Annotated in this window: 17 protein-coding genes; 10 read left to right on the top strand and 7 right to left on the bottom strand. The window is 40.5% G+C overall.

Features of this window, described 5'->3' with window-relative positions; genetic code table 11:
• Positions 1 to 487: 487 nt before the first annotated feature.
• The 3 genes from CHX27_RS09455 to CHX27_RS09445 are packed head-to-tail and all read right to left on the bottom strand — an operon-like array spanning position 488 to position 1922.
• Entirely contained in the window at positions 488 to 1108 is a 621-nt protein-coding gene (locus CHX27_RS09455) for an FAD-dependent oxidoreductase (protein ID WP_165764486.1), read from the bottom strand.
• A 2-nt stretch (positions 1109 to 1110) separates the two neighbouring features.
• Positions 1111 to 1311 carry a hypothetical protein gene (locus CHX27_RS09450; protein ID WP_394335692.1) on the bottom strand — a complete coding sequence of 67 codons (201 nt, stop codon included), beginning with the start codon at positions 1309 to 1311 and terminating at the stop codon, positions 1111 to 1113.
• A 38-nt stretch (positions 1312 to 1349) separates the two neighbouring features.
• On the bottom strand, positions 1350 to 1922 hold the full coding sequence (locus CHX27_RS09445) for a MarC family protein (RefSeq protein WP_094486528.1): 573 nt from the start codon (positions 1920 to 1922) through the stop codon (positions 1350 to 1352).
• 319 nt (positions 1923 to 2241) lie between these two features.
• On the opposite strand from CHX27_RS09445, the gene CHX27_RS09440 reads away from it, so the two are divergent.
• The 3 genes from CHX27_RS09440 to CHX27_RS09430 all read left to right on the top strand — a co-directional run bounded on the left by CHX27_RS09440 (position 2242) and on the right by CHX27_RS09430 (position 6548).
• A complete protein-coding gene (locus tag CHX27_RS09440; RefSeq protein WP_094486527.1) occupies positions 2242 to 2811 on the top strand; it encodes a DUF3109 family protein in 570 nt (189 codons plus the stop codon).
• Positions 2812 to 3084: 273 nt separating this feature from the next.
• Complete coding sequence (locus CHX27_RS09435; RefSeq protein ID WP_165764485.1) at positions 3085 to 4053, top strand: ribonucleotide-diphosphate reductase subunit beta; 969 nt, start codon at positions 3085 to 3087, stop codon at positions 4051 to 4053.
• Positions 4054 to 4139: 86 nt separating this feature from the next.
• Positions 4140 to 6548 (top strand): ribonucleoside-diphosphate reductase subunit alpha, encoded by a 2409-nt coding sequence (locus CHX27_RS09430; RefSeq protein WP_094486525.1) that lies wholly within the window; start codon positions 4140 to 4142, stop codon positions 6546 to 6548.
• A gap of 65 nt (positions 6549 to 6613) precedes the next feature.
• Here the strand turns inward: CHX27_RS09430 and CHX27_RS09425 are convergent, their stop codons facing one another.
• Both CHX27_RS09425 and CHX27_RS09420 read right to left on the bottom strand, forming a co-directional pair.
• Entirely contained in the window at positions 6614 to 7276 is a 663-nt protein-coding gene (locus CHX27_RS09425) for a DNA-binding response regulator (RefSeq protein WP_165764484.1), read from the bottom strand.
• Positions 7251 to 9362, bottom strand: coding sequence for an ATP-binding protein (locus CHX27_RS09420; protein ID WP_094486523.1), 2112 nt, complete (start codon positions 9360 to 9362; stop codon positions 7251 to 7253). The genes CHX27_RS09425 and CHX27_RS09420 overlap by 26 nt, the downstream gene beginning before the upstream one ends.
• A gap of 87 nt (positions 9363 to 9449) precedes the next feature.
• Between CHX27_RS09420 and CHX27_RS09415 the strand changes: the two genes are divergently transcribed.
• The 5 genes from CHX27_RS09415 (at position 9450) to CHX27_RS09395 (ending at position 13835) form a co-directional block, all read left to right on the top strand.
• Positions 9450 to 10175, top strand: a complete 726-nt coding sequence (locus tag CHX27_RS09415; RefSeq protein ID WP_094486522.1) for a metallophosphoesterase — start codon at positions 9450 to 9452, stop codon at positions 10173 to 10175.
• Entirely contained in the window at positions 10175 to 10891 is a 717-nt protein-coding gene (locus tag CHX27_RS09410) for a LytR/AlgR family response regulator transcription factor (RefSeq protein WP_094486521.1), read from the top strand. The genes CHX27_RS09415 and CHX27_RS09410 overlap by 1 nt, the downstream gene beginning before the upstream one ends.
• Positions 10892 to 11099: 208 nt before the next feature.
• Positions 11100 to 11279, top strand: a complete 180-nt coding sequence (locus CHX27_RS09405; protein WP_094486520.1) for a hypothetical protein — start codon at positions 11100 to 11102, stop codon at positions 11277 to 11279.
• Between the two features lie 137 nt (positions 11280 to 11416).
• Positions 11417 to 13351: a tetratricopeptide repeat-containing sensor histidine kinase gene (locus tag CHX27_RS09400; RefSeq protein ID WP_165764483.1), complete on the top strand. Its 1935-nt coding sequence runs from the start codon at positions 11417 to 11419 to the stop codon at positions 13349 to 13351.
• Between the two features lie 13 nt (positions 13352 to 13364).
• Positions 13365 to 13835: a response regulator gene (locus CHX27_RS09395; protein ID WP_094486518.1), complete on the top strand. Its 471-nt coding sequence runs from the start codon at positions 13365 to 13367 to the stop codon at positions 13833 to 13835.
• Here the strand turns inward: CHX27_RS09395 and thiL are convergent.
• Positions 13822 to 14862 (bottom strand): thiamine-phosphate kinase, encoded by a 1041-nt coding sequence (thiL, locus tag CHX27_RS09390; protein WP_094486517.1) that lies wholly within the window; start codon positions 14860 to 14862, stop codon positions 13822 to 13824. The two genes, CHX27_RS09395 and thiL, sit on opposite strands and share 14 nt — an antisense overlap.
• Positions 14863 to 15551: 689 nt before the next feature.
• Here thiL and CHX27_RS09375 point away from each other — a divergent pair.
• Positions 15552 to 16430, top strand: a complete 879-nt coding sequence (locus CHX27_RS09375) for an ABC transporter ATP-binding protein (protein ID WP_094486514.1) — start codon at positions 15552 to 15554, stop codon at positions 16428 to 16430.
• The gene (locus CHX27_RS09370; RefSeq protein WP_449403964.1) at positions 16427 to 20059 is read left to right on the top strand and encodes a M1 family aminopeptidase; all 3633 of its coding nucleotides are present in this window, start codon (positions 16427 to 16429) and stop codon (positions 20057 to 20059) included. The genes CHX27_RS09375 and CHX27_RS09370 overlap by 4 nt, the downstream gene beginning before the upstream one ends.
• 70 nt (positions 20060 to 20129) lie before the next feature.
• On the opposite strand, the gene lepA is transcribed toward CHX27_RS09370, so the two are convergent.
• Entirely contained in the window at positions 20130 to 21926 is a 1797-nt protein-coding gene (lepA, locus tag CHX27_RS09365) for a translation elongation factor 4 (protein ID WP_094486512.1), read from the bottom strand.
• Between the last annotated feature and the right edge of the window lie 144 nt (positions 21927 to 22070).

Raw genomic sequence — 22070 nt, 5'->3', positions numbered from 1 at the left:
TGGGGGCGGGTGGGATGGGGAGCGATTCCCACGTACAAAATTCCCGGAAATAAATTTTACGGAAAAACCGCATTTTTGATAAAATTTTGAGATTTCGAAATTTCGAGATGAAAAGATTTGAGGAGCGCAAAGTTCCACAAAGTTCTTCACAAAGTACTCGGCGCAGCCGTTGACACGCTACCTTCTATAGGCTCAGGCACCAACGAAACGTGGGTTCGGGTGGAAACATGATACTTAAAATGTTGAACGTCACGAAGTTTTAATACTCAAATCTTGATACTAAAAAATCTCTTCGCTCAGCCTTCGAAAAGCTCAGGCACCGACGATGGTCGGTTCGGTTGGGAAAATGAATCGTTAAGTGGTGAAAATCACAATTCCGATAGCTATCGGAACTATCCCTATAGCTATCGGGGCTAGCTTCCCTAAAAACTAATTAGCCTCAACATTCGCTCGAAGACAAAACTCGTTACGACCCTGGGCTAAAAAACTAAACACTCTGTGGAACACTGTCGTGTATTTGCGTGGGCTGATTGTCATTCCAGATACTAGCAATGTCGGTTGCTACTGAGGCACCACTTCCTGCAGCAATGCTCAGCTGGCTTCGGTGACCAGCTAAAGTACCGGCTACGTAAAGGCCTTCGGCGACCCAGTGATCTTGATTCTTAAGGGCAATTCTTCGCTTTTCTGCTTTGGCTTTCGGGTGCGGTATCACATAATCTTCCAAACCCGCAATAATAAAAGCGGAGGCCGAACCAACAGCAACCACCACTTGGCGGGCTTCAAAAATCTCATCGGCCGATTGGATTACAAAATATCCATCGCTAGATTTAGAAAGTGCCAATATCTTTTGATCGGCAATTTGCGTCACTTTTGGATATTGTGTTGAAAGGTGTTCGAGCGAGGAGCGCATCAATTCTTGCCCAGTTGTTCCAGGAGGGATTCCGTAGGCGTTGTTGTACAAGCCATTTTGCAAAGACGAGGCCTTTTGGTGCGTAAAAATGGCCACTTTTTTATCTTGTGCAAAGGGTTTTTCAAGAGCTGAACCGAGTACGAGTGCACAGGAAACACCAGCTACTCCACCGCCAATAATTGCTACGTCGTAAATCATTTCTATTCTTTTGATCTTTCTTCGATGTTTTTAGACATTCTAAAAATCACCAAAATTAAGACCGCGCATATGGAAGCAGCTATACCAATAATGCCGATAGCGCTGTCTCCCGAAAAGGGATTTTTCAAGTCAAGTAATGAAATATTAACTGCAATTAAAGCTACAGCTATTACAATCAAAACGTTGATAAAAACTTTCATCATTAATCAATTTCAGAGGGCGAAAATACCAAATCCATTTGTTACAGAAATAGTCCTTTAACATTAGCGGCGAATAATTTAACAGCAATTGCAAGTAGCACCACTCCAAAAGTTTTGCGAACCACACCTAAGCCGTTTTTTCCGAGTAAGCGCTCGATTTTACTACTAGATTTCAGAACGATATAAACAACAACGATATTAAGTAAAATGGCAATGATAATATTAAGTGTTGCGTATTGTGCACGCAATGAAAGTAAGGTTGTCATGGTTCCTGCCCCTGCAATCAGCGGAAACGCAATCGGAACTATGGATGCCGATGACGACTCTTCGTCGCGGTAGATACGGATTCCTAAAATCATTTCCAAAGCCAAGAAAAACAACACAAAAGAACCAGCTACAGCAAAGGAATTCACGTCAATTCCTATGAAATTGAGCAACTCTTCTCCGACAAATAAAAAGGTAATCATAATCAAGCATGCGACAATCGACGCTTTTTCGGACTCGATATGTCCGTGTTTAGCCCGTAAATCGACAATAACGGGTACAGTACCCACCACATCAATGACGGCGAAAAGTACCATTCCGACCGTTAAAATCTCTCTAATATCCAACATAGCCCTATTTTTTGCGCAAAGTTACGACGTATACAACTGTTAAAAATTAAGCATTTGTTAAAAAATAGGCAGAAAAAAGCGCTTATACGTATAAAAAATAAAATCGAAACGAAGCAAAAGAGACAAACTCTGCGATTTATTCATTTACAGAAATTCACAATAAATTTCTTTAAAAAAAGGATTCCGACATTTTAGAAATCAAGTTCAAACAAAACAGATTTTTTGCAACAAGCTTGTTAAGCACTAGGTAAGTACTACTTTTGCAAACGAAGAACGGGCAACAAATACATAAGAATAGTTGCAGTGAAATAAAAATCTGATGTTCCAACTCGGAAAAACAATTGTTAGCGAACGCATTTTAGAAAGAGATTTTGTTTGCAACTTATCGGCATGCAAAGGTGCTTGCTGTGTTGATGGCGATGCTGGTGCGCCGCTTTTGGCGGAAGAAGTTGAAATTTTGAAAAACGTCTATCCAAAAGTCAAAAATCTTTTGCGTCCGGAAGGAATTGTGGCAATTGAATCGTTGGGGACATCAACTCTGGGAACCGACGGAACTTTAGAAACTCCACTAATCGATGAAAAAGACTGCGCTTACGTGATTTTCGATGGGGAAACGGCGCTTTGTGGCATCGAACAAGCTTACAATCAAGGTTTAATTTCGTGGAAAAAACCCGTTTCTTGTCACCTCTACCCTATTCGTGTTAAAGATTTTTCCGAATTCTCGGCTGTAAACTACGACGAATGGGAAATTTGCGATCCGGCTTGCGAACTAGGTGCTGAATTAAAAGTTCCGGTATACAAATTTGTAAAAGAAGCCTTGATTCGCAGATTTGGCGAAAACTGGTATTTGGAGCTGGAAAAAATTGCCGAAGAATACTTGAAAAAATAAGTAATCAGCTTTTGCTTTGCTATTGAAAAAAGAGTCTGGATTTTCTGAAAGCAACTCGCTGAAGTCAGATTTTTAACGCGCAAACCCCTAACAAACAGGTTGTTAATTTTTGCCACTTCCTCCCTTTCGGCGAAAGCCTCTTGTTAAAAACTACAGCTGTTTGTGGATAAGTTTGGCTTTTTTCAGACGCTGTAAATGACAATCTTTGTAACTCAACTTTTGAATCATTCAACTCAAAATTTTGCCCGAAAAAGGTATAGAAAGCTAAAAGATATGGAGCCTATTTTGCAAGAAAACAAGAATCGATTTGTTATTTTTCCAATCAAACACCACGATATTTGGGACTGGTATAAGAAAATGGAGGCAAGCTTTTGGACTGCCGAAGAAATTGATTTGTCTCAAGACCTCAACGATTGGAACAATAAACTGAACGAAGATGAGAAGTACTTTATTAAGCACATTCTTGCTTTTTTTGCTGCTTCCGACGGTATTGTGAATGAAAATCTAGCTGAGAATTTTGTGAATGAAGTGCAATATCCAGAAGCGAAATTTTTCTACGGATTTCAGATCATGATGGAGAACATTCACAGTGAAACGTATTCGTTGTTGATTGATACCTATGTTAAAGATGAGTACGAGAAAAACCAGCTTTTCAACGCCATCGAGGTATTTCCCGCTATTCGCAAAAAAGCGCAGTGGGCTTTGCGCTGGATTAAATCAGACTCTTTTGCGGAGCGCCTAATTGCATTTGCTGCTGTGGAAGGTATTTTCTTTTCTGGCGCGTTTTGTTCTATTTACTGGCTCAAAAAACGCGGACTCATGCCGGGGCTTACTTTTTCAAACGAATTGATTTCTCGCGACGAAGGTGTTCACTGTAATTTTGCCGTTCATCTTCACAATCATCACTTAATTAACAAGGTTTCTAAATCTCGAATCAAAGAAATTATTGTTGAAGCATTAGATATCGAAAGAGAATTTGTTACTGAATCGTTGCCGGTTAGCTTAATTGGCATGAATGCCGGATTGATGACGCAATATTTGGAATTTGTTGCCGACCGTTTGCTGGTAGATTTAGGGTGCGAACGTGTTTACAACACTTCAAATCCGTTCGACTTTATGGATATGATTTCCCTACAAGGAAAAACCAACTTCTTCGAAAAGAAAGTGGCCGAGTATCAAAAAGCCGGAGTTATGTCGAAAGAAACCGAAGCACAAAAAATTTCATTCGACGCCGATTTTTAAAAACTGTTGCCTAAGCGCAACTACTCAATAGCTCAAACCAATACAACCCTAGGTCGGCAAAAACCGGTCTAAAAAACTGTTATCCTATGTATGTAATAAAGCGAGACGGTCATCGTGAACCGGTGATGTTCGATAAAATCACCGAAAGAATTAAAAAACTTTGTTACGGTTTAAACGAATTAGTTGATCCTGTTAAAGTTGCTATGCGCGTTATCGAAGGTTTGTACGATGGCGTAAGCACCTCGGAACTCGATAATTTAGCTGCAGAAACTGCCGCATCAATGACGGTATCACATCCGGATTACGCACAACTTGCGGCTCGTGTAGCGATATCAAACCTTCATTCCAACACTAAAAAATCGTTCTCAGAAACCATGAACGAAATGTATCATTACGTAAATCCGCGCACGGGAAAACCGTCGCCGCTGATTGCTGATGATGTACATCGTGTGATCATGGAAAATGCAGAATTTCTGAATTCTCACGTGATTTATACCCGCGATTTTAATTACGACTACTTCGGTTTTAAAACTTTGGAGCGTTCGTACTTGCTAAAAATCAATGGAAAAATCGTTGAACGCCCGCAGCACATGCTCATGCGAGTTGCTGTCGGAATTCACCTCGACGACTTACAATCGGTGATTGAAACTTACGATTTGATGTCGAAGAAATTCTTCACTCACGCAACGCCTACTTTATTCAACGCAGGAACACCCAAACCTCAAATGTCGTCGTGCTTTCTATTAACTATGAAAGACGACAGTATTGACGGCATTTACGACACATTGAAACAAACCGCTAAGATTTCTCAATCGGCAGGAGGAATTGGTTTATCTATTCACAATGTGCGTGCAACAGGCTCTTACATTCGAGGCACAAACGGTACGTCAAACGGAATTGTACCGATGTTACGCGTTTTCAATGACACAGCGCGTTACGTAGATCAAGGCGGAGGAAAACGCAAAGGTAGTTTTGCAATTTACTTAGAACCTTGGCATGCGGATGTGTTCGATTTCTTAGACTTAAAGAAAAATACCGGTAAAGAAGAAATGCGTGCGCGCGACTTATTTTTTGCGATGTGGACGCCCGACTTGTTTATGAAACGCGTGCAAGAAGACAGCACTTGGACGTTAATGTGTCCGAACGAATGCCCAGGATTATACGACATATTCGGCGAAGAGTTTGACGCCTTGTATACCAAATACGAAGCAGAAGGCAAAGGCCGCAAAACAATAAAAGCCCGTGAGTTGTGGGAGAAAATCCTTGAGTCGCAGATAGAAACGGGAACGCCTTACATGTTGTACAAGGATGCGGCCAATAGAAAGTCGAACCAGAAAAATCTCGGTACCATTCGTTCATCGAATTTGTGCACGGAAATCATGGAATACACTGCAGAAGACGAGATTGCGGTGTGTAATTTAGCTTCGATTTCATTACCGATGTTTGTTGAGAACGGTACTTTTAATCATGAATTGCTCTATAAAGTAACGAAACGAGTAACGCGAAACCTCAACAAAGTAATTGATAGAAATTACTACCCGGTTCCGGAAGCAGAAAATTCAAACATGCGCCACCGACCTGTTGGTCTAGGAGTACAAGGTTTGGCCGACGCTTTTATTTTATTGCGTTTGCCGTTTACCAGCGACGAGGCGAAGAAACTCAACCAAGAAATTTTCGAAACGCTCTATTTTGCTGCGGTTACGGCTTCTATGGAATTGGCGAAAGAAGAAGGTCCGTACGAAACGTTTGCGGGTTCTCCGATTTCTCAAGGTGAATTTCAGTACAATCTGTGGGGCTTGAAAGATACCGACTTATCGGGTCGCTGGGATTGGGAATCGCTGCGTAAGGAAGTTATTGAACATGGCGTGCGCAATTCCTTATTAGTTGCACCAATGCCAACGGCGTCTACTTCGCAAATTCTTGGAAATAACGAAGCGTTTGAACCTTACACATCGAATATTTATACACGTCGCGTGTTGTCTGGCGAGTTTATTGTTGTTAACAAGCACTTGTTGGAAGATTTAGTAAAACGCGGTCTTTGGAACGAAGAATTGAAGCAGGAAATTATGCGTCACAACGGTTCGGTGCAACACATCGATCGTCTCCCGCAAGACTTAAAAGATCTGTATAAAACGGTTTGGGAAATGTCTATGAAAGACATAATCGATATGTCGAGACACCGCGGATATTTTATCGATCAGTCGCAATCCTTGAATTTATTTATGCAAGATGCTACGTATGCTAAATTAACGTCTATGCATTTTTACGCTTGGCAATCGGGCTTGAAAACGGGAATGTATTATTTACGTACCAAGGCGGCTGTAGATGCTATTAAATTTACGCTTAACAACGACAAAAAAGCAGAACCAATTGCTGTTACGGCCGAAATAGCATCAGGAGGTGCATCTGAAAGTATTGCCGCCGATGAATTTAAAGCAATGATTGAACGTGCTAGAAATGCCGAACCGGATGATTGCGAAATGTGCGGCAGCTAAAATTTGTTTTCTTTTCAAGTTTTTATAAAAAATCCCCGTTAGTAAGTGCTAACGGGGATTTTCATTTATACCAAACCTAGTCGTCTTGACTCGGCTACTAATTCCGGGTCGCCACCTTTTTTAATGCAGAGGTAATCGCGAATTTGCGCTTTTCGTTTTTCGATAGTCGATTGAGAAACGTTCATGAGTTCAGCTAAGTTTTTAGTACGTATACCTTGGCTTAGATAAAAGATAATTCTTCGGTTGTAAAAGTCGAGCACGTGTTCTCTCTCGGCCATATCCTTCATGCATTCGATTGCTGTACGTGTAAAGAACTGCTTGTCTTGCATCATTTCGTGAACGGCTAAGGCGAGCGTTGTTGAGTTTACGTCGCTTTTAACCAACAATCCATTGAGATCGTATTTTTTTGTTAGTTGAAACAAAATCAGATATTCGGTATGTGTAGTTAACACAGCTATTTTGGTTGAAATAGCTTTTTTCTGAATGATTTCGATGAGGTCGGTTCCGTCTTCAAGACCCAGATTAGGTGCGGCGGGCATTCGTTTATCTACAAAAACGATACCATAGTCGGAAATTCGTTTTTCATCATTTACAATTTTGTAAGCTGATGTCAAATCGTAAGCAGCATCAAAAGTCACTTCGTAACCATACGGATTGGATTGCAAAGCAACTTTACATCCTTCAACTTGCAAAGGATGATCGTCAATAAATAAAATCTTGATGTTCATGGTTGATTGTTGTTTGGTTTTGGTTAATAAATGCATCAGGTACCACCATTCTCAAATGAAAACCTTTACCCATTCCGGTATTGATCTCAAATGTAGCAGAAATTTCGTTACCCCGTACAAGGACATTTGATAAGCCTTTATTGGGTTTTGGTATTTTGGGAAAATCGAAGCCTTTGCCGTCGTCGCCATAAGAAAAAATAAATTTTTGATCTTCGGTCGCTTCTAGCGAGAGTCGCACGCAGGAGGCTTCAGCGTATTTTAACGTATTCGTGAGCAGTTCTTGCACGATTCTGTAGGTATGCACTTTAACTAATGGGTTAAGTGCGTCGAGATTAACCTCATCGTCGATGTGCAGTTTGATGTTGAAATCGACATCTTCTGAAAATTCCTCAATAAAGCGGTGCAACACTGTAGATATTTCTCCATACGCTTCCGATAATTCTCGGAATTGATCGGAGGTTGATCTTCTAATTTCGGAGTTGAGTACATCGAGACTTTTTACTTTCTTGACATATTTGGCTCGTTTATCTTCGGGAACTGAGGGACTAAATTTCAGTAACGCAAGTTTGAGACCCGTCATTTTTCCTAAAACATTATCATGCAGCTCCCGCGCGATTCTGCTCCGTTCAATAGTCACTCCTGAATGTACACCAATGTGCACGTGAGTTCCTTTGGGTCGGTTTTTTCGTGGGTCGAATTTGGGGAGGGGTAACTTTAAAACCCTGTACTTTACAAAGAATAAAATTTGATTTCTAAAAAATAATACAATTAAAAAAACTGTAAAGAGACCGCTATAAATCAAAATACGCCTGGACAATAAATTTGCCTCCTCTGCTTCTTTCTGATATCGATCTACTTCATACTCGAGCCGCGCAAACTTATCAAAGGAATTTTGTTGCTTTAAATAAATACTATCTTTTAAGGATAAAACTCTTTGATAATACTTGAGGTCTTCGTTTGGAAATAATTTTAGGAATTTTTGAAGATAATCTAGTTCTACACTTGGAGTTGAGTATTTTCTTGACAACTCAATCGTGCTGCAAAACAGATCTTTGACTTTTACTGTGTCTCGTCTTAAGTTATGTAAATACATCGCATAAGCGAATTCTGCTTGCATTAATGTATTAAAATCTCTAGTTCTTTTTGAAATAATACAAATAGAGTCGAGCGACTTTAAATCTTTTGCGTTCGGTGAAACGTGTGATTTGGCTAAAAAGTAGTTCGCTAAAATTTTTTTAAATTGGATTTCTGAATCAGCTAAACTTAAATCAATATAGTCCTTCCTTACATCCTTTAGAAGATTATAAGCTTCAGTAAATCTACTTTGCGCATAGTGACTTATTGCATAGTTGTTTTTAGCTGTTAAGATTAATAGATCTTTCGAATAATCCGTTCTATCCCCTGCAGCCTTAATTGCATTTTTATAGTATTCCTCTGATAATTCATATCTTTTGGTGCTACTGTAAATATTAGCTAATCGCAAACTCAATTGCGCCACCATTGGATCGCCCTCGTTAATAGTTTTCTTTAAGAGATCAATTGTTTTTTTCTCCGCTAGTACATTTTGAGAAAAATACTCTAATATCGAAATTTCTTGATTTAAAATATCATATTCATAAGAGGTTTTTACTAAAAATCCTCTATACTGCTTAGCTTTTTCAAGATATTTGTAGGCAATGTCAGCTCTTCCTATCATTAAAAAATATTCACATTTATCTGAATACCATTTACCTAGAAAAGTACCGTCATTTGATCTATGTACTGCGTCTTTTACATCGTTCAAAATGATGTTAAACGATCGCATGTCATTTTGATTACGAAAATAATTCGATATTTTCTTGTGTCGCCTTAAATTACAAGTATCGCTGTAGTTCAGGTTCTTTAATACTGTACTCAGTTCAAAAGCCTTTACTCTATCTCTCGGATCACAGGCTATTAAACCGTCTAAAAACATATCGTAGCTTCTAGGTTGGCAATCCTCTAAAGACAACGCTTGATCCTTGTCTTCAGTAAAAAAGTAAATCCATGAAGCTGCAATTACTGTAACAATTACTAAAACGGCTATATAATGGTATAATCTTCTCATTTCAGCTCGAAATTAAGCAACTGCAGAATTTCTCGATTACGGTTTTTCCGTAAATCTTCATATTTTTACAAAAATCATCAAAAATCATTGCAAACATTTGTCATAGGCGATATTCATGGCGCGTTAAGAGCACTTGAAGAACTGCTACAACAGCTAAATCTTCAGGAACAAGACACTTTGATTTTTCTAGGAGACTACGTCGATGGATATAGCGATTCGCCTGCTGTACTCGATTATTTAATTCAACTTGAACGCGAGCAACCCTGTGTTTTTCTTAAAGGTAATCACGACGAACTCTTGTTAAATTGGCTTAATAAAGGCGCTGAAAATCCTCTTTGGTTGCAACACGGCGGATTGAGTACAGTACAAGCATATCAAAATACAAATGCTAGTACCAAACTGAGACACCGCGATTTCTTGGAGCGTCTAAAACCCTATTACCTAGAAAACAATAAATTATTTGTTCACGCCGGTTTTACTAATTTAAAAGGAGTACAGTACGAAATAGATTCGAGACCATTTGCCTGGGATCGCACATTATGGGAGCTTGCTCTTAGTATGGATACTACTTTAGCGATTGAATCAAACAGATATCCCAAACGACTAAAGCTATATCAAGAAATTTACATCGGCCATACTCCAGTTACGCAAATTGGCGCTAACAAGCCAATGAACTTTGCCAATGTTTGGAATATAGACACAGGAGCCGGTTTTGGAAACTACTTAAGTGCACTTGAAATAAGCTCTAAAAAAATATACCAAAGTTCAAAAATTTCTGACCTTTATCCCTTAGAATCGGGAAGAACTGCCTAATGCGGATAAGCTATGTAATCATAGAGAATGATGTTAAAACTGCTATTCGGATACACGATATCCTTGATGAGCAGGGCGACTTCTTATTTCTTGGCTCTTTTGTTGAGGTAGAAAAAGCGATTCCTATACTTTTAGAAAATAAGCCAGACATTATATTCTTGGGGTTGCCCGCCGCTTTGGATAGCAATCAGACGGAGTGGTTTCTGACAGCAGAACTACGACGCAACCAAATCCCGATTCCGAAAATTGTTGTGCTTAGTGAAACTCAAGAATTTGCTTATCGAGCAATTAAAGAAGGAGTTGTCGATTATCTACTAAAGCCCGTAGACACTACAGAGCTGTTGAAATTCATTTCGAAACTACAGTTAAAGGCAGAGTTTACTTCGAATACCCTCTTTCTGAAATCGTACGGCGATTACCGATTTATCAAAATAGCTGACTTATTATATGCTAAAGCTGATAACAACTCGACCGATTTATATCTGACTAGCGGGGAGAAGATTGCTGCTTTTAAAACTCTAAAACATTTCGAAAGAACCTTACCGCCTCAATTTGTGCGGATTCATAACAGCTATATAGTAAACGCACAGTACATCACCCGAATTCATGTAGCAAACAACATTTGTTATTTAAAGGGAAGTAAGTTGCAACTACCCGTATCAAAGTCTTATAAAAACAATCTCGACCGACTAGTTGAGATCATTTTGTCCTTGTAAAACGCAATAAAAAAGGCGAAAATCGTTAAAAATCGCGGCAGAAATGTTAAAATTTTTAATTGGCTAATCAAAAACTGCCGATTAGAAAATTTGTTTTTCTACTTACAACCTAAAGGTTGTAAAAGTTTTTGTAATTCTAATGCAGATGTACTTTTTGGTACATAATAAAGCAAACAAAATTACAAAAATAACCCCAATTTAAGACATTATGAAAAAGTTAGCCATCTTAGTAGTAGTAGCAGTAGTAGCATTAGTAGGTTTAGTATCATATAACGGAAAGGCAAATGTAAGCGAGCCAAAGAATAATGGACAGATTTTGGCGGAGTTGAAGACTAAAACAGGAGGTGGGGAAGTAATTAATCCTACGGGGAAAAGAAAATTAGAGTAAAATTCTCCATAATATATATCTTTAAACCGCTTCTAAGCGGTTTTTTTATGCCACGAATTCTCTTACAGCTAAGTTCCATATTTGTTTTTTTGATTTACTCTTGCGATAAATCAGATACAGAAAACAACAGAGCTGAAATGTCCCTGGAACTAATCGAAGCAGCAGACCAAATTTCAGATACTTCAAAAACACACCGGAAGTATTTATTGAAGGCTGATTCTATAATCAAAATTTTGCCAACCGACAGTTTGTCTTTAAAGCTAGAGTTTAAAGTTGCTTCGAGATTTTACAACACAAACTTAATGGAGGATTTTCTTAAATCCTCGGAAAGAGCAGTAAAAAAAAGCATTGAACTTAAAGACAGTTTAAATTTAGCTAAGTCATATTTATTTATTGGAGACTACTATTCAAAAGGTCTAATAATAGACAAAGCTTACAACTACTATTTTAAAAGCGAACAAATCTACAGAAAACTTAAAGACTCAGAGAACACTAGCGCACTATTATTAAACAGAGCCGTTTTACATTTAAATGAAAGTGACTATGTTGGCGCCGAAAAAGCTACCATAAATGCTCTCAAATTTCTTCGTGGAAGTAATAATTCAGAACTTAAGTATAATGCTTTTAACTTACTTGGAATAATCAATCAGAACTTAGGCGAAACCGAAACTTCACTATCTTCACACAATTCAGCACTAAATATTGCCAAAAAACAACTGTCAGAAGAATCACCATTTCTCAAATTTACGTCGCTTAACAACATTGGATTTGTTCTTCAAAAGAATAAAAGAAATACCGAAGCGAAAAAATTTTTTTTGAAAATTCTAGCATTCCCAAATCTCGAAATTGATGCTAGAGAACTTTATTTATCAGTAATATTTAATTTGGCGAATACTGATAGTGAACTCGGCAACTATATAAATAGCGAGAAATTACTCCTTAAAAATTTAAATGAACACAAGTCATCTGATGACAAATTAGGTATGCTGGCTGCTTCACTAGCCCTAAGTGAGATCTATGATATCATGAAGAATGTATCATTAGCAAAAAAGTATGCTTCAGATTCCAAAAGTCTAGCCAACTCCATTAAATCTCCACAATTTAACGTTAAAGCCCTCAAACAACTCATCAAAGTCGATCGCGCCAACGCATCAAAATACGCAGAAGAATATATTAGAATAAGCGACTCCCTTCAGGTTGCCGAGCGCCGAATTCGAAACAAACTTGCCCGTATCGAATACGAAACCGACGAACTTATCGTAGAAAAAAACAGCCTGATAGAACAACGAAAATCCATTATTTACATTACTCTGGCACTCTTAACCATTGGAGCTTTCGTGTTCATCATTCGGATACAAATGGCTAAAAACCGAGAACTTATTCTCATTCAACAACAACAAAAAGCCAACGAAGAAATTTACGAACTCATGCTCTCCCAACAAAGCAAAATGGAAGCCGTTCGACAAACTGAAAAACGAAACATCGCCCGGGAACTCCACGACGGCGTACTCGGAAAACTCTTCGGAACCCGACTCAATCTCGGACTACTCAACGAAAAAAATACCGAAAAAGCAGCCGAAGAACGCGTACAATTCATCGAAGAACTCAAGAAAATCGAACAAGAAATCCGCGAAATCTCTCACGACCTAAGCCAAGAAAAAGCGGCCGTCGTTAATAACTTCGTACTCGTACTAAACGATTACTTCGAAAAACAAAAACTTATCGCAAGCGCAAGCATTACGCTCGATATAACCGATAACATCAAATGGCAAGAAATCGATAACCTGACTAAAATCAACCTGTACCGCATCGTACAAGAATGCTTGCAAAACATCAACAAACACGCACAAGCAACAGAAGCCCATTTCAATATCACTCAACTCGAAAACCAACTGCACCTACAAGTAATTGATAACGGAATCGGGTTTAACGCCAACAAAGAAAAAAAAGGTATCGGCCTTAAAAACATCGACCTTCGCGTAAAACAAAGTAAAGCCTCAATGGAAATTTATTCAGAAAAAAACAGGGGGACTACCTTTTTATTCAAATTTCCCTTAACTTCATACGCCTAAAATAAACCTACAAATGAAAAAACATATTCGTCTTTTTATGGTTGACGATCACCCTTTTATACTCAGTGCGTATAAAAATACCGTCGATCGTTTTCGCCCCGACGAATATTCCGTGACCCACACCGAAGCCGCCGATGCCCGAGAAGCCTACCTCGCCATCAAAAACAACAGCAATTTCGACGTTGCTTTTCTCGATATCAGCATACCTCCAAGCCCCGAACATCACGTCTATTCCGGACTCGACCTCGCCAATATCCTCAAAGAAAAAATGCCCGCCTGCAAAGTCGTTTTGCTAACCATGCACACCGAAAAAGTGCGTTTTCAAGAAGTAATCGATCAGGTAAATCCCGCCGGTCTCATCATTAAAAACGACCTCACCTTCGAAGAATTGCTCAACGCTTTCGAACAAATTCTGCAAAACAATAACTACTACAGCGAAAGCGTCATAAAAATTATTGAAGAAAACGACACTACGAAGCCGTAAATCCCCGTGCCGTCAACGCTACACTGGTTCCCGCTCGCGTAATCAACTCTTTTCCCGATGCAGCCGAAACCATGTGTCCGATTAGCGTTAAATTCGGATTGCCCTTAATCTTATCAAAATCACTCAACGAAATCGTAAACAACAACTCGTAATCTTCTCCTCCGTTCAATGCCACAGTGGTCGAATCTATATTAAACTCCTCGCAGCACGAAATCAACTGCGGATCTAAAGGCAATTTCTCTTCGTAAACTCGGCAACCTAAATCGGCCGCACGGCACAAATGCAAAACTTCCGAAACCAAACCGTCTGAAACATCAATCATAGCCGTAGGCTTTACCTCTAACTGCTCCAACAAAGTTTTTATATCGGTGCGCGCTTCCGGTTTTAACTGCCGCTCAATTAAATACGTGTACGGTGTTAAATCAGGCTGATTGTTCGGGTTTGCTAAAAAAACTTGCTTTTCGCGTTCCAAAACTTGCAAGCCCATATACGCCGCACCAATATCGCCCGTAACTACGAGTAAATCAGTTTCTTTTGCTGTACTTCGCAAAACTACTTCCGACTCTTTTGCCTGCGCCACAGCCGTTACCGCGATAATTAATCCCGTTACCGAACTCGAAGTATCGCCTCCCACTAAATCAACGCCAAAACGCGCACAAGCCAACTGAACTCCGCTGTAAAATTCATCAATAGCCTCTAGTGTAAAGCGATTGCTTACCGCTATCGAAATCAAAATTTGTTCGGGCTTTACGTTCATGGCGCATAAGTCCGAAATGCCTACCACAACCGTTTTATAACCCAAGTGTTTTAACGGCATAAAACTAAGGTCAAAATGCACGCCTTCTATAAGCAACTCTTTCGTTATGAGCGTATTTTCTTCCGATTGTTGCAACACGGCAGCATCGTCGCCAATACCCAATTTCGAACTGCCATTTTTTAACGGAAATCCTTCCGAAATACGTGCTATCAATCCAAATTCGCACAGCTGCGCCAACGGTGTTCGCGGCTGATTCTTATCTTCTAACATGCGCTAAAATTTTCAGCAAAGGTACACAAACCAACAGCGTTATTTGCCTAGTAAAAGTGTCGATTCCTGTTTTTTGGGCACATCCCGCCGCAAAAATTTCGTGGAAATACAATAACGCGGCAGGTCGGGTTTTTCGCTGCAAGGCGCACCGTTCCAAAACCGTTCCGCCAAACTGCGGCACGGCTTCCGTTGGTCGCCGCACCGCAGCAGGCTGCACAGGTTTTCGCTCGGCACGGCTTTCCGCTGCAACCCCTTGTGCAAAAATGTGCACAAAAAAAGTGCAAACAAGCGTTGGTCGCTGGAACAAATTTGTGTTTTAAAAAATTCGGATACGAGTAGCCGCTTTCAAATCTGCTAACTTCGGCAACAATCGTATTCCAAGCACGTTCATTAGCACTAATTTTTCGCGGAAAGGATGGCAGCGGAAAGCCTTTTTTGTGGTGGCATTTAAGCCGCAAAAAAACCCGATAGCTATCGAGGGAACGAACAGCCTGACGGCGACCGTACGGATTGTGCATTTGCGAAGCGTTGCGATTTTAGCCGCCGGAACGCCCAAAACAAAATAACGTTGGTGAAAACCAAAAAAGAATTCTACATTTAGACCAACTAGTATTATTAAGCACAACTTTAAACATTTGGCAACGTAACAACTCGACGCAAAGTTCGTCCAATTCAAAAAATCACAAAACATGACATTAACCATCAAAAACCTCACAAAAACATATCCCAATGGGGTGAAAGCACTCGACCATCTTGATCTTACCATCGGAACGGGCATGTTTGGCTTGCTCGGCCCAAATGGTGCCGGAAAATCATCGCTTATGCGTACCATCGCTACGCTGCAACATCCCGACGAAGGCGAAATCACTTTTGGCGACATCAATGTTTTACAAGACAAAATGGGCTTGCGCCGCGTTCTGGGTTATTTACCGCAAGAATTTGGTGTGTATCCAAACATCTCTGCCAAAAATTTACTCGACTACTTTGCGCGTCTCAAAGGCGTTTCCAATACTAAAGAACGAGAAGATATTGTAACCGAAGTGCTGCGTGTTACTAATTTGTACGAAGTGCGCAACAAAAGTGTTAGCGGTTATTCGGGCGGTATGAAACAGCGCTTCGGAATTGCACAATTGTTGCTTAATAAGCCGCGGCTAATTATCGTCGACGAGCCCACAGCCGGACTCGATCCCGCCGAACGCAACCGCTTCTTAAACGTACTTCGCGAAATCGGAACCAACAATACGGTAATTTTTTCAACGCACATCGTCGATGATGTAAAAGAACTCTGTACCGACATGGCTATTCTTAACGGCGGACGAATTTTACAACACAAAACACCAAAACAAGCAACGACCGACCTTCAAGGCAAAATTTGGAACAAGAAAATTGACCGTGAGAAATTCGAAGAATACGATAAACAGTACCAGGTTTTGTCGTCTAGTTTTAACGAAGACAACGAATTTTTCATTCGAATTTACGCCGACGAAAATCCGGGTAACGGATTTGAAACTGCGAAAGCACAACTCGAAGACGTGTATTTCACTGCTCTTAAAAACGACAAAGCATGATGTTTAAAACTATTTATACGTTCGAACTCAAACGCTTCTTTCGCAGCTTTGAAGTTTATGTGTACAGCGCCATATTCTTTCTTTTCGCCTTTTTCTTAATGGCCGATTCGTTAGGGTATTTCGATGCGCTTAGCAGCACTACTACCAGCAACCAATTTGCTAATTCCCCTTTGGCAATCAATAGCGCTATAAACGGACTCTCAACGTTTATTTACTTCTTACTTCCGGGAATTATCGGTACCGTTATTTACCGCGATTACCGCTACAACGTACACCCCGTTATGTACAGCTACCCGTTTGAAAAACCGGCATACTTCTTCGGAAAGTTCTTGTCGGGCTTTACCATTTCTATAATCATTACCTTATTTATTGGAATTGGCATCTACTTAGCAACAATTCTTCCTTTTGCGAACCCCGATTTACTCGGTCCACAACGCTTCGATGCGTATTGGCAAGCTTACTTGTATTTTGTGCTTCCCAACATGTTTTTTTACGGAGTTATCGTATTTGTAGTTGTAACCATTACTCGTAATGCCTCAGTCGGATTTCTAACGGTACTTATTCTAATTATTGGGCAAAGTGTGGTACAATCGTACGCCAGCGATGCCGAAAACCGAGCTATTGCCGCATATCTGGATCCGTTTGGTTACGAAGCGCTTTCGTATTACACACAATATTGGACCGTTTATGAACGAAACAACCTTGCACTTCCTTTCGAGGGATACATCATCTACAATCGTTTGCTGTGGTTGGGAATTAGTTTGCTAATTCTAGGTTTAATTTACCGCGCTTTTTCATTCTCCCAAAACGGCATTACGCTTTTCAAATCTAAAAAGAGTGAGCGTTTCACCAAAGAGAATTTCAGTGCAATATTACGCGTAAACTTACCCGAAGTTACACTCGATTTCTCAGCAAAAACCACATTGAACAACATCCTGCACTTCACCGGATTCGAGCTGCGTTACATCTTAAAAAACTGGTTGTTTATCGTGATCTTCTTCGTAGCCGTTTTATTTCTATTCTTGGTGTTCTTTACACTAGGTGTTATTTTCGGTACCAAAACGCTGCCGTTAACCTCAACTTTATTGTCGGGCGCAAACGTCGTTAATTTATTTATCAACGCATTAACGTTTTTATTCGCTGGCTTGTTGATTCACCGAGGTACTATTTCGCGCATGAATTTATTGGTTGACAGTACTCCAACGTCGAACTTTGCCTTGGTTGCTCCAAAATTCTTGGCCTTAATTCTTATGCAAGCTGCTGTGCTATTTTCAGTAATTATTGCAGGAGTAGGCTATCAAGCCATAAACGGCTTTACCGATTTCGAACTCGACAAGTACTTTTTTCACCTGTATGGAATCGTTTGGATCAACCTAATTATTTGGGCTTGCCTTGCACTTTTCGTTCAAAGTTGGGTTCGAAACTACTTGATCGGGTTCTTTATCTTACTCGCAACTTCGATCGTACTTACTTTTCTGCCGAGTATGGGTGTCGAACAAATCATTTTCCTCTTTAACGAAGATCCTGGCTACGCATACTCCAATCTCGATGGCTACGGCGCCACCTTACCTCCCTACTTTTTATATAAAGTGTACTGGCTACTGCTCGGCAGCGTTTTGCTACTTATCGGATTTGGTTTGTACCGCCGCGGTATATCTTCAAATGCAAAAGAGCGTTTGCAAAACTTTAAACGAACGTTTACCAAACCGATTGCCGTTGCTTGTTCGCTGTTATTCTTTAGTTTTATTGGCCTAGGAGGTAAAATATACTATGAAAACAACATCCGAGAGAAGCGAAAAACAGCCCTCGAATTCGAAAAAGAAGCAGTATTATGGGAAAAAAAGTACAAGAAATACGAAAACACCCAACAACCCCGAATCGTTGAAGTGAATGTAAACTTGGAAATTTATCCAGAAACTCGCGATTTCGTAGCGAAAGGGAAATATTACCTGAAAAATAAATCGGGTCAGCCTATCGATACACTTATAATTAACTATCAAAAGGGAACCACGTACACTTCCGCGGAAAAATGGCAGAAAATTTCTATCGATACCGTACTGAATTTCGATATTCTGAAACTGGAAAAAGCACTAGCTCCAGGCGATTCACTGCTGTTTGAATTTACGATGAAAAACAAGCCGAATACCCTATTCAATTCCGACTCGCCGATTTTGTACAACGGAACGTTCATCAACAACGGCATGTTCCCAAGCTTTGGCTACAACGACGGTGGCGAAATCACCGACAACGATCTGCGTAAAAAATACAACTTGCCGCCGAAAGACCGTATGCCTTCGCCCTACGACATGAAAGCACGGCAAAATACCTACATTTCATCGGATAGCGACTGGATTCGATTCCAAGCAACTATAGGTACCGCCGGCGACCAAATTGCGATCGCACCCGGTTACCTTCAAAAGCAATGGAAAGAAAAAGGACGCAATTACTTCCATTATAAAATGGATCAAAAAATGCTGAATTTCTACGCATTTAATTCCGGCAGATACGAAGTGCTTCGCGACAAATGGAACAACGTAAACATCGAAATTTACTACCACAAAGACCATACGTACAATCTAGATCGCATGGTAAAAGGAATCAAAAAGGGGCTCGATTACTACTCAGCAAACTTTTCTCCGTACCAACACAAACAAGTACGCATCATCGAATTTCCTGAAACTTCAGGCGGATTTGCACAATCGTTTGCGAATACCATTCCGTTTTCCGAAGGCCTAGGCTTTGTTGCCGATGTAGATGATACCGACGAAAATGCGGTAGATTATCCGTTTGCCATTACGGCTCACGAGGTTGCGCACCAATGGTGGGCACATCAGGTAATTGGTGCAAATGTGCAAGGTGCAACGGTACTTTCTGAATCGCTTTCAGAATACAGCTCGCTAAAAGTTCTCGAACACCAATACGGTAAAGGACAAATGCGTAAATTCCTAAAAGAAGCACTTGACAGCTATTTGCAAGGACGCGCGTTTGAATCTAAAAAGGAACAACCACTTATGTTCAATGAAAACCAACAATACATTCATTACAACAAAGGCTCGTTAGTCCTTTATGCTTTAAGCGATTACATCGGCGAAGCAAAATTTAATGCCGCACTTAAAAGCTTCATACAAAAGAAAGCGTATCAAGAAGCGCCCTACACCACAGCCGTTGAGTTTGTAGAAGAAATCGATTCCATTACACCCGATTCGTTGAAATATCTAATCAACGATATGTTCCGAGAAATTACAACGTATTCGAACAGTTTGGAAAACGCAAAAGTTGAAGACTTGAAAAATGGCAAATACCGCGTTACTATTAACTTCTCGGTAACTAAGCAATATGCCGATGGGAACGGTAAAGAGCGTTTTACCAACAAAGCCGGCAAGAGTATTACAGGTACAGTTAGAGGCAAGAAAGTAACTTCGGCACCTCTCGCCGATTACATCGAACTCGGAATTTTCGGAAAGGATAAAACACAGAAAGAAAAGGCGTTATACTTGAAAAAAGTGAAGGTCGATAAAATTTCAAATACCGTGTCGATTATCGTCAATGAAAAACCAACAGAGGTGGGTATCGATCCGTACAATAAACTTATCGATGTCAATTCAACCGACAACCGAAAAGGCTTGTAAAATAAAATCTTCGAAACTAAAAAACCGCCTCAATATTGAGGCGGTTTTTATTTTCTAACACAGTTAAAATCTAATCGTTCAGTTTCAAAACTGCCATAAACGCCGATTGCGGAATCTCTACATTACCAACTTGTCTCATGCGTTTTTTACCTGCTTTTTGCTTCTCTAACAGTTTACGTTTACGCGAAATATCGCCACCGTAACATTTTGCCGTTACGTCTTTTCTCAGTGCTTTAATAGTTTCGCGTGCAATAATCTTCGCCCCAATAGCCGCCTGAATCGGAATATCAAACTGCTGACGCGGAATCAATTCGCGCAACTTCTCACACATTTTTTTACCTATGTTGTACGCGTTGTCTTCGTGAATTAAGGCCGAAAGTGCATCGACATTTTGTCCGTTTAGCAATACGTCTAATCGCACTAAACGCGACTGTCGCATACCAATCGGATGGTAATCAAACGAAGCGTACCCTTTTGAAACGGTCTTTAAACGATCGTAAAAATCGAAAACAATCTCCGCCAAGGGCATATCGAAATTTAATTCAACACGCTCCGGAGTCAAATAGGTTTGGTTGGTAATTTGTCCGCGTTTTTCAATACACAAACTCATTACCTGGCCTACGAAATCGCTTTTGGTAATCACCGTTGCTTTAATGTATGGCTCTTCAACTCGATCCAAGCGCGACGGCTCGGGCAAATCACTCGGATTATTTACGATAAATGCCGCATCCGGATCTTTCTTGGTGTATGCGTAATAACTTACGTTAGGTACTGTAGTAATAACCGTTTGGTTAAACTCGCGCTCTAAACGTTCTTGGATGATTTCCATGTGCAACATACCCAAAAACCCGCAACGGAATCCGAAGCCAAGTGCAGCCGAACTCTCCGCCTGAAATACCAGCGAAGCATCGTTTAGTTGCAGCTTTTCCATACTGGCGCGCAAATCTTCGTAATCTTCAGTTTCAACCGGATAAATTCCGGCGAAAACCATCGGCTTTACATCTTCAAAACCGGTAATCATTTCCTGAGTTGGGTTCAAAGCATCGGTAATTGTATCACCTACTTTTACTTCTTTCGCTTCCTTAATTCCCGAAATCAAATAGCCCACATCGCCGGCGCCAATTTGCTGTTTCGGAACTTGGTTGAGTTTAAGCGTTCCAACCTCATCGGCAAAATATTCCTTGCCCGTGGCCATGAATTTAATCTTCTGGCCTTTCTTGATAACGCCGTTATTCACGCGGAAAATAACTTCAATACCGCGAAACGGATTGTAGTGCGAATCGAAAATTAACGCCTGTAATGGCTCATCTTCAGCTCCTTTCGGCGGCGGAATGCGCTCGATGATGGCTGCTAAAATTTGTTCTACGCCCAAACCGGTTTTTCCGGAGGCAGGAATAATTTCGTCGTGCTTACAACCTAGCAAGTCAACAATATCATCGCTAACTTCTTCGGGATTCGCACTCGGTAAATCAATTTTGTTCAAAACCGGAATAATTTCCAAGTCGTTTTCCAAGGCGAGATACAGGTTCGAAATGGTTTGTGCCTGAATGCTTTGCGCGGCATCTACAATAAGTAAAGCGCCTTCGCAAGCGGCAATCGAACGCGATACTTCGTAGGAAAAATCTACGTGTCCCGGTGTATCAATTAAATTCAAGATGTATTTCTCGCCCTTGTAGGTATATTCCATTTGAATCGCGTGACTCTTAATGGTAATCCCGCGCTCGCGCTCCAAATCCATATTGTCTAACAACTGCGCTTTCTCTTCTCGTGCCGAAACTGTTTGCGTAGCACTCAGCAGCCGGTCGGCTAAAGTACTTTTACCGTGATCGATATGCGCGATAATGCAAAAATTTCTGATGTTCTTCATTTGCTTTTTCTTTCTTTTTTGGGCGTTCCGGCGCGAAATTAGTGCGTCGGAAGATGTTTGTGCGTCCGCGCCGTCAGGCTTTCCGCTATAGCCCCTCTTTCATCGGGGGCTGCCGCTTCACCCGAGGCTACAGCCGAATTGACC

This window comes from Flavobacterium aurantiibacter (assembly GCF_002251775.1).
In the GTDB taxonomy this organism is placed as follows: domain Bacteria; phylum Bacteroidota; class Bacteroidia; order Flavobacteriales; family Flavobacteriaceae; genus Flavobacterium; species Flavobacterium aurantiibacter.
The sequence above is the reverse complement of the archived record's forward strand: the minus strand, read 5'-3'. Positions and strand labels throughout refer to the sequence as shown.